Source organism: Stenotrophomonas sp. 21LCFQ19 (genome assembly GCF_056861425.1).
Map to the genome: position 1 here is coordinate 72,731 of NZ_JBSPUF010000009.1, position 15,173 is coordinate 87,903.

Below are 15,173 nucleotides of genomic sequence, written 5' to 3' on the forward strand. Positions count from 1 at the left end.
GACCATCAGCTTCGCGGCTGACGCCGCTCCTGCAAATCACCGGTAAAGCCCCAGCCGAGCATGGCTCGGCACTACCTAGGCCTCGGGCGGATCGCGCACCAGATGGATGTCGGTCGGGGTGACCAGGACGATGCCGGCGGCAGCACTCTGCTCCAGCAAAGCGAACAGCACATCACTGCGGGTGCCGTACACACTGCGCGACGATGACACGTAGGCAAAGCTGTTCACCGCCACCTGTCCACCACTGATCGAATCAATGAAGAACGACGGCGCCGGATCGATCAGCACCGTTTCGTTGGCCGCGTAGATCCCCAGTAGCAAGGTCCGCAGCTTGCCCATGTCGGTGCCCAGCGGCACCGAGAACTGCACCTGGATGCGGCCCAGCGCATTGGCCATGGTCATGTTGCGGATGGTCTTGGTGATCAGTTCCGAATTGGGCACGATCAGCGTGGAACGATCGCCCACCTGGATCTCGGTCGAACGCACCGAGATGCGGCGGATATCGCCCTCCTGGTCACCGATCTTGATCCAGTCACCGATCTTCACCGGGCGTTCGGCCAGCAGGATCAGGCCGGAGACGAAGTTCTGGGTGATCGCCTGCAGACCAAAACCAATACCCACCGACAAGGCGCTGGCCAGCAAGGCCACCTTTTCAAAGCCAATGCCCAGCGCGGCCAGCGCCCACAGCGCAGCCAGCACGATGCCGAGGTAGTGGGCAACGGTGCTGATCGAATTGCGTGCACCGATATCCAGGTCGGTCTTGGGCAGATAGGTATCCACCAGCCAACGTTGCACCACCCGCATCAGCGCCAGGCCCAATACCAGCACCAGCACCGCGCTGATGATCGAGGCCGGCGTCAGCAGGTTGCCGCCGATCTTGATGCCAGCCGACAGGCGCTCCAGCCAGCCATACAGGGCGCTGACGTTGCCGAACGGCGCAACAAAGGCGGTGATGCCCAGCATCACCAGCGCGAGCCGTGAGGTGGCTGACAGCAATACACCGGCCTGTTCCAGGCGATTGGAGGACAAGCCGGTCGACAGCCGCAGCATGCGTCCGGCGGCACTGTCCGGTGCCAGCAGCCACAACGCGAAGTCATCGGCGAAGCGCGTCAGCAACGTCGTCGCCAGCACGATCACCGTGCCCCATACCATCTGCTGGGCGGTGAACATGGCGAAGTTGAGGTAGCCGAGCAAGGTCGCCACCAGCGCGGCGAAGATGCTCAGGTAGCCGCCCAGGCGCGCCACGATCAGCCAGCCACTGCGCGGTGCACGCGGCGAGCGGCCGCTGCTGGTGGTCTCTGCTTCGGCCTGTGCGGCCTGTGCGGCGCGGCGCCGGTGCAGGCCGGCCAAGGTCGCCAGCATGCTCATGATCAACACCACGTAGGTCAGTGCGATCAGGCCATCCAGGGTCACCGTGCCCACCGCCGAGGTGCGCGCCGCGCGATTGACGTCGCGCAGCAGCATGGTCAGCCAGGTCAGGCTGGCCGCACCCCAGGCAAAACGCCGCAGGCGGGCGGCGGCGACATCATCGATGTCCAGCAGGCGCCAGGTCGGCCGCGACGGCACCAGCAGGCTGGCCGCCACCGCACCGATGAAGGCCGCCACGAAGGTGGCGACGACGAACATGTCGGCCACCGATTCCAAGCGCGGCGCGATCGCATCGATTGCCCGCAGGCTGGCCACCAGTACCGTGGCCGCCAGCCCGGGCAGCAGGGTGCCGACCAGCAGCAGCCACACCGCAAGACCGGTGCGACGCAGGCGTCCGTCCGGGGCGCGCTCGGAAGCGGCATAGCGGCGGCCAAGGTGGCGCAGCCAGATGCGCAGCGGGAACAGCATCAGCAAGGCCAGCGAGGCGCCCAGCAGCGGCATGCCCCAGCCCTGCTTGCGGGCTGCCTTCAGCAGGGCATCGTGGGCTTGCCGGTACAGCGACCGGAAGCGGGCGAGATCGTCAGGCACATGCGCACCAAACTCGCGCCACAGCGCCGGCGACAGTGGCGAAGCCACCTTGCGACCCATCTGCTCGCCAAACTGCTGGGCGCGCATCTTCTCGATGGCTTCGTTGGCCTGCTTGGCCTCCTCGGCCAGCAGCTTGCCGCGCTTGATGTCGGCATCGATCTGGCTGCGCTGCTGGTCCAGCAGCTTGCGCTGGCGGGCGATACCCGACTCTTCCCCGCCCTCGGGTGCCGGCCCGAGCTGCTCGATGCGGGCATCGAGCTGGGTCAGTTCCGGCTGCAGCGCGGCGACGCTGGCCTCGGCCTCGCGCTGCGCCTGGGTGGCACGCTCGGCCAGGGTTTTCAGGGTTTCCGGCGCGTCGGCGTCATTGACCGCACGTTTGACCGCCGCAACTGCGCGCGAGGCCTGTTCTATGCGGGTCTGCGGACTGCTGTCAGCCGCCGCACCATCGGGCGCGGCCCAGGCCACATTGCCGGCAGCCAGGCCAACCAGCAGGACAAACAACAGCGCGCGCAGCGGATGCAGAAAGCGTTGGGCAAGCAAGACAGGACACCGGATCGCGCGGACCACCGCGCCTGCCGGGAACTATATGTCAGTGCGCGTTCACATCCTGCAAAACCGTGCCCACTCTTCAGTACTCGAGCGACAGCTCGACGATGTGGTGGCGGTTGAGCTCGTAGATTTCCTTGAACTCATCCTCGGTCAAGGCATGCGGCGCGTAGATCGCCACTGGCTCCCACACCTGCGTGGTGGCTTGCGGCTGGCGCGGGCCGGCACGCAGGGTGAAACCCAGCCCCTCGTACTCGACCACCTCCGGCAACTGCTCCCAGCGCTCGCGTGCATAGCGGTTCTGCCCCATGAGCAGGATCACGACAAACATGGAGGACTCCTGTTTTCGGACGACACCAGCCTAGCGCAGCCGGATTTGCCCGGCACGAAGAATCGCCGCCGTCGATGGCGGCGATTCAGTGAATGGCGAATCAACCCACCGGGCACAGTCCCTTAACCGGCAGTGGCCTATAGCTGTCGTCCCGGCGCTGCCTCCCGCGCCACCGCCGAAGAGGTCAACCATGACGCAACACTCCTCCCTGGCAACCGTTCCGCACGTGGACCTGCAGCGCTACCTGGGCACCTGGTATGAAGTAGCGCGCCTGCCGATGCGCCACGAACCCGAGGATGCCACCGACATCAGCGCCCATTACTCGCTCAACGAAGACGGCAGCGTGCGCGTGCAGAACCGCTGCCTGCATGACGGCAAACTGGAAGAATCGATCGGCCAGGCAACTGCAATCGATGACAGCAACAGCAAGCTGGAAGTCAGCTTCCTGCCCGAGGGCCTGCGATGGATTCCCTTCACCAAGGGCGACTACTGGATCATGCAGCTGGACTCGGCCTATACCACCGCGTTGGTGGGCAGCCCCGACCGCAAATACCTGTGGCTGCTGGCGCGCCTGCCGCGGATGGATGCCACCACCCGTGACCATTACATCGCCTATGCACAACAGCAGGGCTTTGACACCAAACCCTTGATCCACACCCCGCATACCGGCCACCCGACCGGCTGACAACCGCTGCAGCGGCGAACGGAGGCGCGCATGGACCTGAAGAGTGGCTACCCGTTCTGGGCCATCAAGAACGGCCTGATGCATGCCTTCCCGCCGTTGCAGCAGGATCTGCGCTGCGAGGTGGTGGTGGTTGGCGGTGGCATCACCGCCGCGCTGATCGCCGATGAGCTGGTGCAGCATGGTCATGAAGTCGCGGTCATCGAGCAGCGTGATATCGGCTGGGGTTCCACGGCTGCCAGCACCGCGCTGCTGCAATACGAGATCGACACGCCCCTGCGCGAGCTCGCCAAGCGTCATGGACTGGAGGCAGCAGTGCTGGCCTACCGTGCCTGCGAGCAGGCCATCGATGAACTGCAGGCGCTTGCCAGGCAGGTGGACGACGTCGATTTCCGCAACGCGCGCAGCCTGTATTACGCCAGCCGGCGCCGCCACCTGGGGCCGCTGCTGGAAGAATTCGAACTGCGCAGCCGGCATGGCTTCGCGGTGGACTGGCTGGACGCCGCGGGCGTTGCCGACGAGTTCGGCTTCAACGCGCCCGGCGCGATTCTCAGCACACCGGCGGCAAGCATGGATCCTTACCGCATGAGCTACCGGCTGCTGATCCGGTTGCTTGCACGGGGTGCGCAGGTCCATGACCGCTGCCGCATCGACGCGGTGGAGACCAGCACCCGGTGGGTGCAGCTGCGCACCGCCGATGGCCTGCGCATCGAGTGCAAACACCTCGTGGTGGCCACCGGCTACGCGGCCCAGCAGTGGTTGCGCCAACGCGTTGCACGCAACCGCAGCAGCTATGCGTTCGTCACCGACCCGTTGCCGGCGGATGCGCTGGCGCAACTGCGCGACACCTTGCTGTGGGAGACCGCCCGCCCCTATCTCTACCTGCGCACCACCGCCGACCAGCGCCTGCTGGTCGGCGGCGAGGACGATGCCATCGACCTGCCGTTGCGCCGCGATGCGCAGGTGGATCGCAAGGCGCAGCGGCTGGCAAGAAAGGTCGGCAAACTGTTCCCGCAACTGGCGATGACGCCGACCTTCGCCTGGGCAGGCACCTTTGCCGAGACCGAGGACGGCCTGCCCTTCTTCGGCCCGCACCCGCAATGGGGGCCGCGCGTGCATTTCGCCATGGCCTACGGCGGCAATGGCATCACCTATTCGATGCTGGGTGCCGGCCTGATCCGCGCCGCCATCGAGCGCCGCCAGCACCGCTTGGCGGAGTTGTTCTCCTTCCAGCGCCTGGCCTGAAAGTTCCCCTGCAGCGACGGTGATCGACAGCCATCGTTCAACGCTTTTCTGTTAGCGTCCATGTTGCCCGCCAGCACGGCGTGGTCCCCGTACCGGAGCACCCGCAACATGATCCGCACATCCCTGATCGCCGTCCTGTTGTTGGCACCTGCCCTGGCCATGGCGCAGGACGATGCCGCCAGCACTGCGGGCGGGCTGGACCTGAGCGTGCCGCAGGCACCGCTGCGCTACCTGGGCGATACCTACAAGGGCGACGCGCCAGGCACCTATTACGGCGACCACAGCGGTCGCGGCCTGGCCAAGAAGGACAACAGTCCAGGCGCCGAGGTAATGGACGACAAGCTGCAGGTGCATGGCGCGGTCAGCGCCGGCATCGGCTATTCCAAGGCCTACGGCAACAGCAATTGGCAGGCCGTGGACCTGAACTTGGGCAAGAACTACAACACCGACGAGGGCGAGAGCCGTCGGGTGAACCTGAACATCCATATGAGCAAGAGCGAAGGCCCCGGCCCCTATGGCTACGGCCCTGGCCCGGGTTTTGGTCCCGGCCCCTGGGGCGGCTGGTAAGCCCGCCCCTGCTGCTCCTGGCGGCTACTGAGCCCGCCGTTCCCCGGTTCCAGCGGGTGGCAAGCCCGTCCACAGGCGCCCACTTAGCGGCCGGCGTGCATCCACAGGCAATCCAGCGCATCCAGCGCGATATGCACCAGCAGGCCGATGCCGAACAGGCGGGTCCGCTTGGGCAGGGTCAAACCCGCGTACAGCACGATGGCAGGCGCGGTATGCAGCGGGTGGAAGCCGATGCTGCAGCGGTTGGGGGCATAGACCGGGTCGGCCAGCAGGTGGTCCAGGTCGATCACCCAGCCCAGCAGCAGCAATAGCCAGGCCTTGCCGAACTGCGGCCGCCAGAACAGCCAGGCCAGCAAGGCCGGCACCGCCACATGCAGGCACAGGTGCAGGATCGCGCGTGAACTCATTGCCGGCCGGCCAGCGCTGAGGTAGCAAATCGAGCCCCGATGGGCCGCGCGGGAATGGGAGCGTGAGGGAGCATGCGGACGGACTTTGCTGAACCAGCCCCGATTGTAGGCTGGGGGCCCGCCGGTGCGGCGTTACACTATGCCCCCGCCGGCATCTCCGCCGCGGTGGTTCCGGAGTGGCAATGATCAACAACGACGTACTGCGCAGCATCCGCTACATGCTCGACCTCAGCGACAGCATGGTGGTGGATACCATTCACCTGGCCGATTCCAACTTTGAAGTGGATGCGGCACAGGTGCACGATTTCCTGCGCAAGGACGACGAGCCGTTGTTTGAAGCCTGCCCGGACGCGGTGCTGGCGCGCTTCCTGGACGGTTTGATCTACCACTACCGTGGCCGCGACGATTCGCAGCCGCAGCGTCCGCCGGAAAAGCGCATCACCAACAACATCGTGTTGAAGAAGCTGCGCGTGGCCTTCGAGCTGAAGGACGTGGACATGCATGCGATCTTCGAGGCCGCTGGCTTCCCGATGTCCAAGCCGGAACTGTCGGCACTGTTCCGCCAGCCGGGCCACAAGAATTACCGCGAATGCGGCGACCAGGCCCTGCGCAACTTCCTCAAGGGCCTGACCCAGCGCGTGCGTCCGGCGTAAGCGACTGTGGGATGTGGGAGCGACAGCTCTCTTGTGGGAGCGGCGTAAGCCGCGAAGCTGACAATGCATTCGCGCCGGAGATTCTCTTCGGCCGATATGCCGTTGTCCGCTGCTTCGGAAACAACTGTGGCTTCGCGGCTTACGCCGCTCCTACAAAAGCTGCAACGCCCGCGCGGTCTGACCGTTTACAGAATCCGGTAAACCCGCGCCTTCGGCAGGTCTTCGTCCACCTGCAGGAACCAGCGCCCGGCGATGCCCGGGATCACTTCGATTTCCGGTGACTGCAAGGCAGTACGCAGGCGCATCTGGCCTTTGAGCACCTTCCATTGCTGGCCATTGGCCAGCACGAACACCGTACCCGGTTCCCAGCCCTCCACCGTTCCCTGCACGCTGCTGTGCACCGGCCCTTCTTCCAGGCCGATCTGCATGGGGGCCGGCGTGGGCGTGGCGGCGGCCACTGGTGCCGGTGATGGCGCTGCTTCGCTGAGCATGCGATTGAGCAGCTGCAGCTGCTGCGCACTCAAGCCGACCTGCTGCAGCTGTTCGGCGCTCAGGCGCTGCTCCAGCGGCAGGTAGTCACGCTGCTGGCTCCAGGCCAGTGGGGTGGTGGACAACAGCATCGCGGCGAGCAGCAGGCGGGTCTTCATACGCAGGGTCCTTCCGGCCGATGCCGGTTGAGGCGCACTTTGCTGCAATTTTGTTGCAGTGGTGTTACATGAAGCAAAGCAAGAGCTTGCCCTCACCCCAACCCCTCTCCCGCAGGCGGGAGAGGGGCTAAATCGGGATTGCTTGCGCTCGCGTTGCACTAGCCCCTCTCCCGCCTGCGGGAGAGGGGTTGGGGTGAGGGGAAGCTTCTAGCTGAAGATCTCAAGCCCAAGCATTCGGCAAAAAGAAAGGGCCCGGCAAAGCCGGGCCCTCCTTCGCAGCATGACGCCAAGGCGTCAGTACGTATTACCAGCTGAAGCGCGGACCCACGGTCCACTGCTTGTCGCCGTCACCGGTCATCTTGATGTCGCCATTGATGCCCCAGTTCTGGTTCAACTTCACCTGGCCGCCAAGACGGCCGTAGAAGTCACCGTCCGGATTGACGCCGTGCTTCTTGCTGAAGTCTTCGTAGCCAGCCATGGCGTACACCTCGGCATGCTTGCCGAATGCGGTGCGGATGCCGGCTTCAGCGCTGTAGCCTTCGAAGTCCAGATCGATGTGCTTCGGGTCGAACTTTTCGTAAGCCACGCGAGCAACGAAATCGGTGGACGGTGCAATTTCCTTGTTGAAGCCAGCACCAACGCGCCACTGCTCGATATCAAGGTTGGTGCGCGAGATTTCCTGGCGGGTGTATTCGCCGAAAGCGTGGAAGTTCGGCAGGAACCCGTAGGAGCCCTTTACGCCCCAACCTTCAGCCTTGCCGTCGGCCGAGGTCTTGGCGTAATCGGCTTCGGCATAGTTGTAGGACAGGCCGTCAGCGGCCGAAGCGGCGAACGGGAGGGCGGCAACCAGCGCCAGGGCAATCAACGAAGTCTTCATGGGGGTACTACCTCTGCATTACTGAGCTTGATGGCACGACAGCAAACAGCTGTCTGCGTCCGGATGTAAGTTTTCCGTTAGACGCCCCAACAAACCCTGAAACCACGCCTGCAATAAAACGCCGATTTTTGGCTTTTATTCAGCCTATTTCTGGCACGCGCGCAGCGCGCGCACCTCGCATTTTGTTCATTTATGCAAATTCACGCTGTGATCAGCGCGTGCGTTTTCCAGCGCTCATGCTGTCAAACGTCGTCGGCAATGCGACGTCGTGCAGCGGCACGCCGGTCTCGATATCACGCAGGATGGGACAATCCGGGCGATCGTCACCGGCACAGCAATTAGCCAGCGCCTGCACGGTCTGCACCATGCCCTGCAGTTCGGCGATGCGCTGCTGCAATACCTGCACGTGCTCCAGCGCCATGCGCTTGACGTCGCCGCTGTGGCGCGAGCGGTCGCGCCACAGCTCCAGCAGTTCGCCGATACGCTCCACGCTGAAGCCCATGTCACGCGAGCGCTTGATGAAACCCAGCGTATGGATGTCACGCGGTGCGTACAGGCGGTAGCCGGCGTCGGTACGTGCCACCGGCCCGATCAGGCCGATGTCCTCGTAGTAACGGATCATCTTGGCGGAGATGCCGGAGGCCTTGGCGGCCTGACCGATGTTCATGCCCTCTTCCATCGTCATCACTCCTCAGGCGTCCATCTGTGGGGCGCGGAAGCGCTTCAGGCGCAGCGCATTGCCGAGCACGAACACCGATGACAGCGCCATCGCACCGGCCGCGAACACCGGCGACAACAGGATGCCCCAGACTGGATACAACACGCCGGCCGCGACCGGAATCAAGGCGGCGTTGTAGACGAAGGCCCAGAACAGGTTCTGGCGGATATTGCCCATCGTCGCCTTGCTCAGCGCGATGGCATTGGGCACGCCCTGCAGGCTGCCGGACATCAGCACCACATCGGCTGCCTCGATCGCCACGTCGGTGCCGGTGCCGATCGCCAGGCCGACATCGGCTTCGGCCAAGGCCGGCGCATCGTTGATGCCATCGCCGACATAGGCCAGCCGACCGTGCTCGGCCTTGAGCCGGCGTACCGCATCGACCTTGCCTTCCGGCAGGACTTCGGCAACCACTTCATCGATGCCGAGCTGGCGCGCGATGGCTTCAGCGGTGCGACGGTTGTCGCCGGTGATCATCGCTACCTTCAGGCCCAGCGCATGCAGGCTGGCGATGGCGGCGCGGGTATCGGACTTGATCGGGTCGGAGACTGCGATGATCGCCGCCAGGCGGCCATCCAGCGCGGCGTACAGCGGGCTCTTGCCCTCTTCACCCAGACGCTGCGCATCGGCGGCAAACACCGCCACATCCAGGCCGAGCTTGTGCATGAAGCGATCCGCGCCCACTTCCACACGCACGCCGTCCACGTTCGCACGCACGCCGTAACCGGTCACCGATTCGAAGGCATCCACGGCCGGCAGCTGCAGGTTCTCCTGCTGTGCGGCGGTGACGATGGCGCGGGCAATCGGGTGCTCCGAGCGGTCTTCCACTGCCGCCACGCTTGCCAGCACCTCGCTGCGCTGGAAGCCGTCGGCCAGCTGCAGATCGGTCAACAGCGGACGGCCTTCGGTCAGCGTACCGGTCTTGTCCACCGCCACCACCTGCGCTTCCTTCAACAGCTGCAGCGCCTCGCCCTTGCGGAACAGCACGCCCAACTCGGCGCCACGACCGGTGCCGACCATGATCGAGGTTGGCGTCGCCAGGCCCATCGCACACGGACAGGCGATGATCAGCACCGCCACCGCATTGACCAGACCAAAGGTCAGCGCCGGTTCGGGGCCGAAGATCAGCCACACCGCGAAGGTCAACAAGGCCAGGCCCATAACGATCGGCACGAACACCAGGGTGATGCGATCAACCAGCGCCTGGATCGGTAGCTTGGCGCTCTGCGCCTGTTCCACCAGGCGGATGATCTGCGCCAGCACGGTTGCGCCGCCGACGGCGGTGGCACGCACGCCGAGCGCACCGGTCTGGTTGACGGTGCCGCCAATGACAGTGCTACCCGGCGCCTTCTGCACCGGCACCGGCTCGCCGCTGATCATCGATTCATCGACATAGCTGTCGCCGTCGACAACCTCACCATCCACCGCGATGCGCTCGCCCGGGCGCACTTCGATCACGTCGCCACTGGCGATCTGTTCCAGCGGCAGCTCGACCACGCTGCCATCGCGACGCACCCGCGCGGTCTTGGCCTGCAACTTGAGCAGGCGCTTGATCGCCTCGGAGGTGCGGCCCTTGGCCTTGGCCTCCAACATGCGACCGAGCAGGATCAAGGTGACGATGACCGCGGCGGCCTCGTAGTAAACGTTGACGGTGCCGGCCGGCAGCAGCCGCGGCAGGAAGGTCGCCACCAGCGAGTAGCCGTACGCGGCCAGCGTGCCGACCGCGACCAGCGAGTTCATGTCCGGCGCTGCGCGCAGCAGGGCCGGGATGCCCTTCTGGTAGAAACGGCGACCCGGGAACACCAGCACCAGCGTGGCCAGCACGAACTGCAGCAGCCAGCTGTTCTGGGTGCCCAGCGTGCCAGCGATGAAGTGATGGAAGGCCGGGATCAGGTGCCCGCCCATTTCCAGCAGGAACACCGGCAGGCTCAGCGCTGCGGCTATCCACAGATCACGGGTGAGCACGCGCAGGTCATCAGCATGCCGTTGCGCCTGCTGATCCTCATTGCTGCCGGCGCTGCCGATCACGCTGGCCGTATAGCCGGCCTTTTCGATCGCCGCCAACAGCGCGGCCGGGGCGGCGCTGCCCTGCACGCTGGCGCGCTCGGTGGCCAGGTTGACGCTGGCCGACTGCACGCCCGGCACCGCCTTCAGCGCGCGCTCGACGCGACCTACGCAGGAAGCACAGGTCATGCCTTCGATCAGCAGCTCCTGCGCGGTGGGGGCGGTAACCTCGTAGCCGGCCTTGTGTATGGCCTGCACCAGCGCCTCGCGCGGCACGCTGCCGTCGGTCTGCACGCTGGCGCGTTCAGTGGCCAGATTGACGCTGGCCTGGCTGACCCCGGGGATGGCCTTCAGCGCACGCTCTACCCGGCCCACGCAGGAGGCGCAGGTCATGCCCTCGATCATCAGATCTTCGGTAGCAGGCCCGGTCTTGTGCTTGCCCGGACTGGCGATGCTGCTCATCGGCACGTCTCCATTTCGATTGTTGGAGGCACCTTAAAGCTTCCAACGATGGCAGGGTCAAGCGCTCTTTATCGCTTGACCTTCCCATCGTGGCAAGCTGCAAGCTGGCTCCACCCCAACGGAGAAACCCCATGAAACTGCATATCGAAAGCATGACCTGCGGCGGCTGCGCACGCAGCGTGACGGCCGCCATCAAGGATGTGGACCCCGCCGCCACGGTCGACATCGACCTGCCAGGCAGGAACGTGAAGATCGAGTCCAGCCAGCCGGTTGAGAACTTCACCAAGGCACTGGAAGACGTGGGCTTCCCGGCGCGGTAAGCATCGCGTTCATGGTTTGTGGGAGCGGTGTAAACCGCGAAGCTGATGGAGCACCAGATCGCGGCATTCCGGGACGGTCATGGATTGTCAGCTTCGCGGCTTACACCGCTCCCACAAAACCATCAACCCCAGCATCCCTCAGCGCGCGCGTTTCCATACCTCACGCTCAACGCGGCGCTCGCCGTCCCAGCGCTCCAGCGTCCACACATCGCCTTCCAGGGTGTAGCGGAAGCTGTAGCTGCCGCCGCTCCCCAACGGATATGACGCCATCAACGGCGTTTCCACATAGTGCCCGTCAGCACTGCGATACGTGCCTGAGCCGCCGGCCCAGAACTTGCCATCGCTGGTGGTGGTGAAAGCAAAACGGCCATCGGCCAATACCTTGGTGCCGGCCAGCTTCTGGCTGGCGTAATCCACGACCTTCCCTTCCGGGTTGATGAACTCCCCGGACTGCAGCTGCCAGGCGCCCTGCAGGCCCTCGGCGCCGTGTGCGCTGGCAGCGCCCAGCATCAATACAACGGTGGCGAAAGAACGCAGCAGCATCGGCAAGTCCTGATCGGGATGGGCCCGCATTGTGCGCATCGCCCCTGCCCGAACGCCAATACCGGTTCATTGGCAACCTTTGGCGGGGCGCTATCATTGCCGCATTACACGAATCAACGGCGGCCACAACGTGCAGACCCTACTCACCCCGGTATCGATTGGCGAACTGATCGACAAGATCACCATCCTCGAGATCAAGGCCGAGCGCATCACCGACACCGCCAAGCTGGCCAACGTGCGCACCGAGCTGCAGGGCCTGTGGCCACTGTGGCTGTCGCAGCAGGACGCGCGCCCATCGCTGAGCGCGCTCAAGGACCAGCTCAAGGCCATCAACGAGCGCATGTGGGAGATCCAGGACCGCCTGCGCGAGAAGGAAGCGGCGCAGGATTTCGGTGCGGAGTTCATCACCTTCGCGCGCGGCGTGTACGGCACCAATGGCGAGCGCATCGTGGTCAAGAACGAGATCAACCGCGTTGCCGGTTCGGCGCTGGTTGAAGAGAAGCAGTACCAGGGCGAGTAAGCGCCCTGCCCCCTCCCTTTCGCGCAGCGAAGGGGAGGGTTGGGGAGGGGTGCTCTTCGCAACAACCTCAAAGCCTCAAGCAAAAACCAACCCCCTCCCAACCTCCCCCTTGGCCTACGCCAAAGGGGAGGAGCAAAGCGCTGCCGGCCGTAGCTCCGCCCCCTCCCTTTCGCGCAGCGAAGGGGAGGGTTGGGGAGGGGTGCTCTTGGCAGCGATCGCAAAGCCTCAAGCAAAAGCCACCCCCCTCCCAGCCTCCCCCTTGGCTTACGCCAAAGGGGAGGAGCCAAGCGCTCCCGGCCACGCAAGCAGCCACGCCCCCTCCCTTTCGCGCAGCGAAGGGGAGGGTTGGGGAGGGGGGCTCTTGGCGGCAACCGCAAAGCCTCAAGCAAAAGCCACCCCCCTCCCAACCTCCCCCTTGGCTACGCCAAAGGGGAGGAGCCAAGCGCTCCCGGCCGTAGCTAAGCCCCCTCCCTTTCGCGCAGCGAAGGGGAGGGTTGGGGAGGGGTGCTCTTCGCAACAACCTCAAAGCCTCAAGTAAAAGCCAACCCCCTCCCAACCTCCCCCTTGGCTACGCCAAAGGAGAGGAGCAACGCCAGCCTCGCCGGAGGCTCAGCGCAAAACGCTTAGAACGCTATCTGCGCCCACAAGCCGGCTTCATGGCTTTCCAGCGACTTCTTCGCCGTCTCCTGCTTCAGCTGCTTGCCCACCGCCGCCAGACGCAGGTGCTTGTTCGGTTTCCATTCCACACCGACCATGTGATACCGCTCGCGGGTACGCGGATCGATGTCCAGGCTCATCCGGGTTTCTTCGTGGCGGGTGAACACTGCGTACTGCGGGCTCAACTGGTAACTGCCCCACACCGACCAGCCGCGCTGGTCGTCGCTGCCCGGCTTGACCACGCGGGTCCAGTCCTCGGCACGGAAGTACTGCGCGCCGATCCGGCCACGCTCGCCGACCCAGCTGGCCATCGCGTTCCAGCGCTGCGCGGTGTGCTGCCGCGGCATGTCGCCGGCATCCAGCGCGCGGGTACCGCGATAGCCGCCCAGCGCCAGCTCAACGCCCTTGGCCGGCGCCCAACCTACCCGCGCCTCCACGTCCGGGCGATTGCCCAGACGCGGCTTCTGGTAACCACCGCCGGTGACCACCGAGGCGGCATAGGTGAAATCGCCACGGGTGTACTGGCCATGCACGCCGTAGTCGGCCGCATTGCCCATCTTGCTGCGGGTGATCAGGGCACCATCGACATAACGATAACCATCACGCGCCGACTCCTGCTGGATCCACGGCAGCGGCGCGTTGCCCAACCGCAGCCAGTTGCCCTTGCCGAAGCTGCGCTGCAGGTAGGCATGGCGCAGCCACACGTCGGTGGGGTCGCTGTTGCGCAGCCACTGCACGTCGGTGGTCACCTGCGCCGTCCAGTGCTGGTTGAAGCGATGATCGACGGTGATGAAGGTGCGCTTCAGATCCAGCGCCAGGCCTTCATCATCGGTGACCACGCCATCACGATCCAGCTGGCTGGCGTTGACGAAGATCTGCGCCGACACCTTGGTGGCGGGCGCTGCATCCTGGGCCCAGGCCACGGCCGGCAGGCACAGCGCAGCCAGCGCGGCGGCCAGTGCATTACGGGAAACAAACTGCATCACTACTCTCCTGGTGCCAGCCAATGCTGGCGGTATGCGATCTTTCGGGTAAATAACTGGCGGCCGTTCCTGCGCGGCTGCCAGGCAAGCAGGCCGCCTCATCCAGCCGCCCCGTGCTCACCGAGACCACGGGTGCGGCGCCGGTGAAGCAAGGTCTTTCACAAAGGGGGCTTTCTGGCGCCAGCAGCGTGCCGGTGCAGGCTTTGAACGGGGTGCTTCCCCATAACGGCAGCGACGGGCATTCATTGACCCCTCTCCTGCCCCCTCGCCCCCTGTCACCACGCCTGCTGGTACGGATGCGTTGGCACGGAGCCGGGCTGGCTCGCAAATCGACGTCCTGAAGCTGGTTCATGTTCCCTGCCTTACCCGAAGCAAGGCCATTGTCGGCAGGCCGACGCCAGCCCACCCTGATCAATATCAACGCCGTTGGCGGTTCGTCGCCGATCCGTTGTGCGCCAGGCCACATAACCGTGCTTCCGCTGCGTGCAAGGACGGCTCGCAACGGAGTTTTTGCAGGACCGAAACATTGTCCGGCGCAGAATCGATGTTGCCCATTACCGCGGTTCCACCGAAGGCGGCCCCACGCCGCCCACCCTGCGAGGCCCGACATGTCTTACGTAGATGGTTTCCTGGCCGCCGTGCCGCTGGCCAACAAAGCCCGGTTCATCGAACACGCGCATATTGCCGATGCCCTGTTCATCGAGTTCGGTGCCTTGCGGGTGACCGAATGCTGGTCCGATGACGTGCCCCACGGGAACCTGACCGACTTCTACCGCGCCGTGCAGGCCGGGGACGATGAAGCGGTGGTGTTCTCCTGGATCGAATGGCCGGACAAGGCCACCCGCGATGCCGGCATGCAGAAAATGATGGAAGACCCACGCATGGACCCGGCCACCAATCCGATGCCGTTCGACGGCAAGCGCTTGGTCTATGGCGGCTTCATGCCGGTGCTGCATCTGGGCGATTAGGCGGCTGGTGCAGCTTTGCAGCTACGGGTAAGCGCAACCGCTGGCCGGACACGCAGGATCTGCAGGAATGGTCGAACGCGATCGCTG

16 protein-coding genes are annotated in these 15,173 nt (G+C 65.0%); 7 read left to right on the forward strand and 9 right to left on the reverse strand.

The window, feature by feature from the left end; translation table 11 throughout:
- Positions 1-75 precede the first annotated feature (75 nt).
- Positions 76-2,496, reverse strand: coding sequence for a DUF3772 domain-containing protein (locus AC13FW_RS11605; RefSeq protein ID WP_482989143.1), 2,421 nt, complete (start codon positions 2,494-2,496; stop codon positions 76-78).
- A gap of 88 nt (positions 2,497-2,584) precedes the next feature.
- Entirely contained in the window at positions 2,585-2,833 is a 249-nt protein-coding gene (locus AC13FW_RS11610; RefSeq protein WP_481615066.1) for a hypothetical protein, read from the reverse strand.
- A 190-nt stretch (positions 2,834-3,023) separates the two neighbouring features.
- Here AC13FW_RS11610 and AC13FW_RS11615 point away from each other — a divergent pair, with 190 nt between their 5' ends.
- From AC13FW_RS11615 to AC13FW_RS11625, 3 genes are all read left to right on the forward strand, one after another.
- Positions 3,024-3,518: a lipocalin family protein gene (locus tag AC13FW_RS11615; protein ID WP_481615065.1), complete on the forward strand. Its 495-nt coding sequence runs from the start codon at positions 3,024-3,026 to the stop codon at positions 3,516-3,518.
- Positions 3,519-3,548: 30 nt separating this feature from the next.
- Positions 3,549-4,760 (forward strand): NAD(P)/FAD-dependent oxidoreductase, encoded by a 1,212-nt coding sequence (locus AC13FW_RS11620; RefSeq protein ID WP_482989144.1) that lies wholly within the window; start codon positions 3,549-3,551, stop codon positions 4,758-4,760.
- A 108-nt stretch (positions 4,761-4,868) separates the two neighbouring features.
- Positions 4,869-5,327, forward strand: coding sequence for a hypothetical protein (locus tag AC13FW_RS11625; protein WP_482989145.1), 459 nt, complete (start codon positions 4,869-4,871; stop codon positions 5,325-5,327).
- Between the two features lie 83 nt (positions 5,328-5,410).
- Here the strand turns inward: AC13FW_RS11625 and AC13FW_RS11630 are convergent, their stop codons facing one another.
- Positions 5,411-5,734, reverse strand: a complete 324-nt coding sequence (locus AC13FW_RS11630; RefSeq protein WP_482989146.1) for a DUF6122 family protein — start codon at positions 5,732-5,734, stop codon at positions 5,411-5,413.
- A gap of 182 nt (positions 5,735-5,916) precedes the next feature.
- On the opposite strand from AC13FW_RS11630, the gene AC13FW_RS11635 reads away from it, so the two are divergent.
- A complete protein-coding gene (locus AC13FW_RS11635; protein ID WP_482989147.1) occupies positions 5,917-6,387 on the forward strand; it encodes a YehS family protein in 471 nt (156 codons plus the stop codon).
- Positions 6,388-6,572: 185 nt separating this feature from the next.
- On the opposite strand, the gene AC13FW_RS11640 is transcribed toward AC13FW_RS11635, so the two are convergent.
- From AC13FW_RS11640 to AC13FW_RS11655, 4 genes are all read right to left on the reverse strand, one after another.
- On the reverse strand, positions 6,573-7,034 hold the full coding sequence (locus AC13FW_RS11640) for a hypothetical protein (RefSeq protein WP_282271457.1): 462 nt from the start codon (positions 7,032-7,034) through the stop codon (positions 6,573-6,575).
- Between the two features lie 304 nt (positions 7,035-7,338).
- Positions 7,339-7,911, reverse strand: coding sequence for an OmpO family porin (locus AC13FW_RS11645; RefSeq protein WP_482989148.1), 573 nt, complete (start codon positions 7,909-7,911; stop codon positions 7,339-7,341).
- A 211-nt stretch (positions 7,912-8,122) separates the two neighbouring features.
- Entirely contained in the window at positions 8,123-8,578 is a 456-nt protein-coding gene (gene cueR, locus AC13FW_RS11650) for a Cu(I)-responsive transcriptional regulator (protein WP_482989149.1), read from the reverse strand.
- Positions 8,579-8,602: 24 nt separating this feature from the next.
- Positions 8,603-11,095 (reverse strand): heavy metal translocating P-type ATPase, encoded by a 2,493-nt coding sequence (locus tag AC13FW_RS11655; protein WP_482989150.1) that lies wholly within the window; start codon positions 11,093-11,095, stop codon positions 8,603-8,605.
- A gap of 131 nt (positions 11,096-11,226) precedes the next feature.
- Between AC13FW_RS11655 and AC13FW_RS11660 the strand changes: the two genes are divergently transcribed.
- A complete protein-coding gene (locus AC13FW_RS11660) occupies positions 11,227-11,415 on the forward strand; it encodes a heavy-metal-associated domain-containing protein (RefSeq protein WP_482989151.1) in 189 nt (62 codons plus the stop codon).
- Between the two features lie 138 nt (positions 11,416-11,553).
- Here the strand turns inward: AC13FW_RS11660 and AC13FW_RS11665 are convergent, their stop codons facing one another.
- Positions 11,554-11,958: a hypothetical protein gene (locus AC13FW_RS11665; protein ID WP_482989152.1), complete on the reverse strand. Its 405-nt coding sequence runs from the start codon at positions 11,956-11,958 to the stop codon at positions 11,554-11,556.
- 130 nt (positions 11,959-12,088) lie between these two features.
- Between AC13FW_RS11665 and AC13FW_RS11670 the strand changes: the two genes are divergently transcribed.
- A complete protein-coding gene (locus AC13FW_RS11670) occupies positions 12,089-12,478 on the forward strand; it encodes a DUF6165 family protein (protein ID WP_482989153.1) in 390 nt (129 codons plus the stop codon).
- 623 nt (positions 12,479-13,101) lie between these two features.
- On the opposite strand, the gene AC13FW_RS11675 is transcribed toward AC13FW_RS11670, so the two are convergent.
- Entirely contained in the window at positions 13,102-14,118 is a 1,017-nt protein-coding gene (locus tag AC13FW_RS11675; RefSeq protein WP_481534374.1) for a hypothetical protein, read from the reverse strand.
- Between the two features lie 608 nt (positions 14,119-14,726).
- Between AC13FW_RS11675 and AC13FW_RS11680 the strand changes: the two genes are divergently transcribed.
- Positions 14,727-15,086: a DUF1428 domain-containing protein gene (locus AC13FW_RS11680; RefSeq protein ID WP_296246941.1), complete on the forward strand. Its 360-nt coding sequence runs from the start codon at positions 14,727-14,729 to the stop codon at positions 15,084-15,086.
- Positions 15,087-15,173 lie beyond the last annotated feature (87 nt).

What these genes read in the sequence shown, in the direction of transcription:
- AC13FW_RS11610 (WP_481615066.1), bottom strand. Translation starts at nt 2,833, where the DNA reads ATGTTTGTCGTGATCCTGCTCATGGGGCAGAACCGCTATGCACGCGAG.
- AC13FW_RS11615 (WP_481615065.1), top strand. Translation starts at nt 3,024, where the DNA reads ATGACGCAACACTCCTCCCTGGCAACCGTTCCGCACGTGGACCTGCAG.
- AC13FW_RS11620 (WP_482989144.1), top strand. Translation starts at nt 3,549, where the DNA reads ATGGACCTGAAGAGTGGCTACCCGTTCTGGGCCATCAAGAACGGCCTG.
- AC13FW_RS11625 (WP_482989145.1), top strand. Translation starts at nt 4,869, where the DNA reads ATGATCCGCACATCCCTGATCGCCGTCCTGTTGTTGGCACCTGCCCTG.
- AC13FW_RS11630 (WP_482989146.1), bottom strand. Translation starts at nt 5,734, where the DNA reads ATGAGTTCACGCGCGATCCTGCACCTGTGCCTGCATGTGGCGGTGCCG.
- AC13FW_RS11635 (WP_482989147.1), top strand. Translation starts at nt 5,917, where the DNA reads ATGATCAACAACGACGTACTGCGCAGCATCCGCTACATGCTCGACCTC.
- AC13FW_RS11640 (WP_282271457.1), bottom strand. Translation starts at nt 7,034, where the DNA reads ATGAAGACCCGCCTGCTGCTCGCCGCGATGCTGTTGTCCACCACCCCA.
- AC13FW_RS11645 (WP_482989148.1), bottom strand. Translation starts at nt 7,911, where the DNA reads ATGAAGACTTCGTTGATTGCCCTGGCGCTGGTTGCCGCCCTCCCGTTC.
- cueR (WP_482989149.1), bottom strand. Translation starts at nt 8,578, where the DNA reads ATGAACATCGGTCAGGCCGCCAAGGCCTCCGGCATCTCCGCCAAGATG.
- AC13FW_RS11655 (WP_482989150.1), bottom strand. Translation starts at nt 11,095, where the DNA reads ATGAGCAGCATCGCCAGTCCGGGCAAGCACAAGACCGGGCCTGCTACC.
- AC13FW_RS11660 (WP_482989151.1), top strand. Translation starts at nt 11,227, where the DNA reads ATGAAACTGCATATCGAAAGCATGACCTGCGGCGGCTGCGCACGCAGC.
- AC13FW_RS11665 (WP_482989152.1), bottom strand. Translation starts at nt 11,958, where the DNA reads ATGCTGCTGCGTTCTTTCGCCACCGTTGTATTGATGCTGGGCGCTGCC.
- AC13FW_RS11675 (WP_481534374.1), bottom strand. Translation starts at nt 14,118, where the DNA reads ATGCAGTTTGTTTCCCGTAATGCACTGGCCGCCGCGCTGGCTGCGCTG.
- AC13FW_RS11680 (WP_296246941.1), top strand. Translation starts at nt 14,727, where the DNA reads ATGTCTTACGTAGATGGTTTCCTGGCCGCCGTGCCGCTGGCCAACAAA.